Origin of the sequence: Nevskia sp. (genome assembly GCF_023266035.1) — a bacterium.
Lineage (GTDB): Bacteria > Pseudomonadota > Gammaproteobacteria > Nevskiales > Nevskiaceae > Nevskia.
On the sequence record NZ_JAHFRY010000243.1, the window covers coordinates 1 to 4,931 of the forward strand.

The following is a 4,931-nucleotide window of genomic DNA, read 5'->3' on the forward strand; positions in this document are numbered from 1 at the left end:
ATTTATTATTCAAGTTTGCCCTATGCGAAAGATGAGCCAAAGATCGATTTGCACAGAATGCTATTTAGATTTGGACAAATAAAAGAAGATGCGGGGCGCATAATTAACAACTGGTTTGATGCATACAAAGAAATTGATTCAGCGCTGAACCTATATTTTTCTAATAAGACGGGTGCGTACAAATATTTGGAGGGCAAGTTCTTGGCGCTTGCTCAAGGACTTGAAACTTATCATCGGAGGACGTCGAATGATAAATTAATGGATGAAGAAGTTTTTGAAAAGCTAACCAAAAAACTGATTATGCAATGCCCAGAAGAGAAGCAAGAATGGTTATCTGGAAGATTAGTGCATGGAAATGAAATTAATTTTGGGCGAAGAATAAAAAGCATTATTGAGCCTTTTAAGAAAAATTTTGGAAGTAGTGACGATCGGAAAAAATTAGTAAGATCTATCGTTGATACAAGAAACTATCTGACGCATTATGAAAAATATTTGGAGTCTTCAGCTGCTTCTGGTGCGGATTTATGGGCGCTCTGTCAAAAAATGGAAGCTATTTTTCAACTTCACTTGCTTCGGATTTTGGGATTTACGGATATAGAAATTTTATCTGTATTTGATAGCAGCTATCAGTTACAGAACAAGCTTAAAAAAATCTAAGCCAGCGTAGGTCGGAAAAGCGGCTTCATCGCGCATCCCGATGGATTTGATGCGGGTTCGATTGATGCGCTTTCGGACTTGATCGATCTGTTGTATTTGCTTGCTGATTTCAGCGCACTATTCCGCGCTTTCGCGCGCGGGAAGCTTTAATCGCTTCCCGCTTTCTTCAAACGCATGAAGAAAGTCACCAAAGAAGTGCGCCCCACACTTCGCGTCGCCGGGCCGATGAAGCTGGCCCGTCGATGCCCTGCGCTTCTCGGCCATGTCGGGACTTTTTGCCGCGCCTTCCGTGGCGCGGCAAAAAGGCTTCGGCTCCTGCCTCGCCCCCCCTGTGGGGCCCGTTCCGCCATGGCCTGCGATGCTCGGCGCCAAGTAAGGGAAGACCGTCAAAGGCAGAAGCAGAAGCCACGGCAACGGCCTATCTGAGGTCCATCAAAAGCTCAGTCACCTCACTACCGTCATTCCGGCGGAAGCCGGAATGCAGAGTCGGGGAGTTCGCGCGTGGTGCTCTGGATACCGGCTTTCGCCGGTATGACAGCGGATTTAGTTGCGGCCCTTCGCTTGTAGGTTTCCAGTCGAGCCATCAGCCGAGGCGGCTGCCTGCAAAGTCACCGCTTCCCACTGAGTGGAAAACTTGCCATCAAGCCGATCCCTTTGGACTGCCCGAACTTCCAGTGGCCGAGCTTGAGTTTGCCGGGGGTGGGGTAGTCGACGTTCCAGACGATCGGTTGGGCTTTGGGGGAGACGGTGAGTTCGTCGGTGTTGGACGATGATTCCGTGGTCAGCGTTCGCTGCAGCGAACGTTGCTCGGTGGCCGGGGCGGCGATCACGCCGTTTGCGGGTTTTCCCCAAGGTTTCAGGGACTTGATTCCTTCCAGCATCGAGCTTGCGCGGACGGTGAAGGTGCTCCCGGCTTTCGGTGCATGCGGCCTGGGCAGTTCGCGCGCATCGGCGGGGAGCATGGCCAGAACGAGCAGGGCGCCAATGATTGGGTGGCGGATGTTCAGCTTGGAGAGGTCGATCGGGTAGGTCATTTCTGCGAGCTCCGGGTCCGGGAGAGCTGTGGAAGGGCTGGTCGACCAGACGCAAAAGCAAGCGCCGATCCCGGCCTATGCGCATTGCTTCGTCGATGCCGATTTCGAGTGGTTGGCGCTCTTGCGGGCAGTGACGATTCCTGCGGGATCCCGTCGCTGGGCTGAGCCCTGACAGCATCGATGTCCGTCTCGCCTGCGGACACTGTCCGGCGTCTGTCCGCGGACACTTTCGTCGAGCCGGTGAACAGTCTCTTTAATCAACAAAAACAGCTATGTAGGCCACTCATCGAACCCGGCACGCCGTTTGCGCTAACTAGCCTGCAATCGGAACGGGAGAGTCGCGATGCACAAGCGGATCGGGGTGATGGTGCTGGGTCTGGGATTGAGCTTGCCGGCGCTGACGGCGGTGGGCAGCCGGATGATTCTCAGCGGCCAGATCGATGCCCTCGCGGCGTCGGCAACGGCGGTGAAGCGGACGGAAGCCAGACCAGAAATTCGCGTCGGTGGTGCAGAAGTTCCACACCCCGGCGTGCCTTGCCGGCGCAGTGCCGGTGATGCCTTGCCGGAAGCCGCGCCGAAGTACGGCATGGCGCCGAAATCCGGTTGCAATCTGCGGCTGGTCAAGCGCCGGCCGGGCGACGCGATGATCTGGGTTTAAGGCCCTTTACCAAGGGGCGCCAACGCCCCGCGCTATCGAATTCCTTTCAACGATCACCGTCCGTGCACGGTGATGGAGACCGCATGTTTCGTGAAACCACAGCCCAGGATCGCGTGATCGCCGCAGCGCCGGCCTGGCGGCGCCGTGCGCCTTGGCTGGCGGGCGCTGTGCTGTTGCTGATCGTGCTGGCTTTTGCGCTGCCGGCGGCCCGTCGCCTGCTGATGGCGGAAGCCACGGCCAGCCTGGCGCGGTTGAATGTGGCGACGGTCGAGCGGGGCGATTTCGTTCGCGATATCGCCGCCGAAGGACGCATCGTCGCGGCAGTGAGCCCGACCCTGTACGCCCCGGCAGCCGGCATCGTGCAGCTGCGGGCGCAGGCTGGCGATCGGGTCGAGCAGGATGCCGTGATCGCGGTCATCGACAGCCCGGAGCTGAGCAATCGGCTGGCCCAGGAGCAGTCGCAGCTGGCGGCGCTCGACATCGATTTCCAGCGCGCCCGGCTGCAGGCGCGGCGTCAGCAGATGACCGTGCAGGAATCGGTGGACCGCGCCGAAGTCGATCGCAAGACGGCGATGCGCGAAGTCGAGCGCAGCCGCAAGGCGTACGAGCAGGGCGCGTATTCGGAGTTGCAGGTGCTGCGCAACGAGGACGCCTTGGAGAAGGCCGAGTTCGCGCTGAGCCGGGCCAAGGAAGATCTGCTGATGGAGCCGGAGCAGATTCGTTTCGATGTCGAATCGAAGAAGCTGGCCCGTGATCGCCAGCAGCTGCTGGTCGGTGATCTGGCGCGTCAGGTCGGCCAGCTGAGCCTGAAGGCGCCGGTAGCCGGGCAGATCGGCCAGTTGCTGATCGCCGAGCGGGCCAGCGTGGCACGCGATACGCCGCTGCTGACGGTGGTCGATCTGAGTCGCCTGGAATTGGAAATCAAGGTGCCGGAAAGCTTCGCCCGCGATCTGGCGACCGGCATGCCGGCGCAGATCAGCGGCGGCGGCAAGCAGTGGCCGGGCGAGTTGAGTGCGGTATCGCCGGAAGTGGTGGCCGGCCAGGTTTCGGCCCGGGTGCGCTTCAGCGGCGCGCCACCGGAAGGCCTGCGCCAGAACCAGCGGTTGTCGGCGCGCGTGCTGCTCGATGAGCGCAAGGACGTGCTGACCGTGCAGCGCGGCCCCTTCCTCGATTCCGGTGCCGGCAGAGTCGCCTATGTGATTCGCGGCGACATCGCCGAACGCACGCCGATCGAAGTCGGCGCCACCAGCCTCAATCGTGTCGAAATCCTGTCCGGCCTGGTGGCTGGCGACCGGATCGTGATTTCCGGGACCGATGATTTCAAGAGTGCGGCGCAGGTCGTCCTGCACTGAGACACGACCATGAACAACGGAGCAAAGCCATGCTGAAGATGAACCACCTGTCCAAGGTCTACCGCACGCATCTGATCGAAACCCATGCGCTGCGCGATTTCTCGATCCACGTTCGTGAAGGCGAGTTCGTGGCCGTCACCGGGCCGAGCGGCTCGGGCAAAACCACCTTCCTGAACATTGCCGGCCTGCTGGAAGAATTCACCGGCGGCGAGTACTTCCTCGACGGCGTCGACGTGCGCGGCATGAACGACGCGGCGCGCTCGAAGCTGCGCAACGAAAAGATCGGCTTCATCTTTCAGGGCTTCAACCTGATTCCCGATCTCAACCTGTTCGACAACGTCGACGTGCCGCTGCGTTATCGCGGTTTCAATGCGGCAGAACGCAAGCGGCGCATCGAGGACGCGCTGGCGCGAGTCGGGCTGTCGGCACGCATTCGCCATTACCCCTCGGAGCTGTCCGGTGGCCAGCAGCAGCGGGTGGCGATTGCCCGCGCGCTGGCCGGTTCGCCGAAGATCCTGCTCGCCGATGAACCGACCGGCAATCTCGATACCCAGATGGCGCGCGGCGTGATGCAGTTGCTGGAGGAACTCCATTCCGAAGGCGCAACCATCCTGATGGTCACCCACGATTCCGAACTGGCGGCGCGTGCCCAGCGCAACGTTCATGTGATCGACGGCCAGGTCGTCGACATCCATGCCGAACCGCGCATGCGCGGGCTTGGTGTGGTTGCCGCACATGCGGCGCACGGCTGAAGACGAGACCACGATCATGTTCGGCTACTACCTGAAACTGGGGCTGAAAAGCCTGCGCCGCAACCCGGTGCTCACCGCGCTGATGGTGTTCGGCATCGCCCTCGGCATCGCCGCGAGCATGACCAGCTTCACCGTGTTCTATCTGATGGGCGGCGACCCCATTCCCTGGAAGAGTGATCGCCTGCACGCCGTGCAGGTCGACAACTGGGACGCCAACGAAGCCTTCGATGACAAGGGCCGTCTGCCGGACCAGATGACCTACATCGATGCCAAGGCACTGATGGCCGCGGCGAAGGCCGATCACCAGGCGGCGATGTTCAAGGTGGCGTTGCCGATCCAGCCGGACAACCGGGACGTGAAGCCTTATCTGGAGATCGGCCGTGCGACCTACGCCGATTTCTTCGCGATGTTCGAGCCGCCGTTCCAGTACGGCGGGCCGTGGAATGCCGAGCAGGACGCCAACAGCGCCCGAGTCACG

5 protein-coding genes and 1 pseudogene are annotated in these 4,931 nt (G+C 60.0%); 5 read left to right on the forward strand and 1 reads right to left on the reverse strand.

Features of this window, described 5'->3' with window-relative positions:
- On the forward strand, positions 1 to 657 hold a 657-nt coding region (locus Q0D45_RS21520), incomplete at its 5' end, for a HEPN domain-containing protein (protein ID WP_293397940.1).
- Between the two features lie 608 nt (positions 658 to 1,265).
- Here the strand turns inward: Q0D45_RS21520 and Q0D45_RS21525 are convergent.
- Positions 1,266 to 1,691 (reverse strand): hypothetical protein, encoded by a 426-nt coding sequence (locus Q0D45_RS21525; RefSeq protein WP_293397942.1) that lies wholly within the window; start codon positions 1,689 to 1,691, stop codon positions 1,266 to 1,268.
- 343 nt (positions 1,692 to 2,034) lie between these two features.
- Here Q0D45_RS21525 and Q0D45_RS21530 point away from each other — a divergent pair, with 343 nt between their 5' ends.
- The 4 genes and pseudogenes from Q0D45_RS21530 to Q0D45_RS21545 all read left to right on the forward strand — a co-directional run.
- Positions 2,035 to 2,349, forward strand: a complete 315-nt coding sequence (locus Q0D45_RS21530; RefSeq protein ID WP_293397944.1) for a hypothetical protein — start codon at positions 2,035 to 2,037, stop codon at positions 2,347 to 2,349.
- Positions 2,350 to 2,432: 83 nt separating this feature from the next.
- Complete coding sequence (locus tag Q0D45_RS21535; RefSeq protein ID WP_293397946.1) at positions 2,433 to 3,701, forward strand: HlyD family efflux transporter periplasmic adaptor subunit; 1,269 nt, start codon at positions 2,433 to 2,435, stop codon at positions 3,699 to 3,701.
- A gap of 29 nt (positions 3,702 to 3,730) precedes the next feature.
- The gene (locus tag Q0D45_RS21540) at positions 3,731 to 4,453 is read left to right on the forward strand and encodes an ABC transporter ATP-binding protein (protein ID WP_293397948.1); all 723 of its coding nucleotides are present in this window, start codon (positions 3,731 to 3,733) and stop codon (positions 4,451 to 4,453) included.
- A pseudogene (locus tag Q0D45_RS21545) lies at positions 4,437 to 4,931 on the forward strand (ABC transporter permease); the annotation flags it as partial. The gene Q0D45_RS21540 and the pseudogene Q0D45_RS21545, both read left to right, overlap by 17 nt.